This window comes from Rhodopirellula sp. UBA1907, from assembly GCF_002337565.1.
GTDB lineage: Bacteria > Planctomycetota > Planctomycetia > Pirellulales > Pirellulaceae > Rhodopirellula > Rhodopirellula europaea.
Genome location: NZ_DDGH01000080.1, coordinates 47,444 through 48,238 on the forward strand (window position 1 = coordinate 47,444; position 795 = coordinate 48,238).

Sequence of the window (795 nt, forward strand, 5' to 3'; positions counted from 1 at the left end):
CGCGAGGGTGAGGGCCGGGCATGCGACGCGGACCTCGAATCACTTGCCGTGCTTGTCGTACAACGGCAAGTGTCGGTAGTAGACTTCCAAGCAATAGATCGACAAGCAGGTCACATACAGACGTCCTGCCCGGCGGCCCCACTCATCGGCTTGAGGCGACCAGCTGCCCGCCTCGGCACCACGTTTGAGCTGCAATCGAGGCAGCTCGACTCGCATCACGCCATTCCATTTTTGCCACTGTTCTCCGCCGTAGTGGTGCATCGCCTGGGTTGCGTAGTACCAGTAGTAAACATTGGGGTTGTTGGGATCCAACATTCCGCCATGGACCAAGTCATTGATGCCCTGAGTCATCGCTTCTTCGTCTTGCGGCCACCCAAGATACTGCCGGCACAACAACCCTTCCGCTGTCATCGCGTAACTAGCCGGTCGATTGGGTTGATAACTGTACGCCGAACCATCGTACATCTGGACAGTGTCCAAGTACGTGTTGGCCATCTGCAACGTCGACGAGGGAACTTCCAAACCAGCCGACTCAGCGCTCGTCAAAGCCATCACGTACCAACCCGTCACCGACAAATCAGAATCCAGTCGAGGCCGATAGCGCCAACCGCCCGCCGCTGACTGAGCGTTCACGCAGTAGTCGATCGCCGCTTGTGCCGGACCACGAAGGGCTGAGTCGTCGGTCATCGCAAAGAGTTCACACAACGCGATTGTCGCTTGAGCGTGCCCGTAAGCTTGTTGGTCATCGCCTCGAACGTTCGTCGCCAAAAATCCATCGCGACGTTGTCCCTTCAG

Annotated in this window: 1 pseudogene; it reads right to left on the bottom strand. The window is 57.7% G+C overall.

The features are described 5' to 3' along the window. Nucleotides 1–39: 39 nt before the first annotated feature. A pseudogene (locus B2R17_RS17170) lies at nt 40–795 on the bottom strand (squalene--hopene cyclase); the annotation flags it as partial.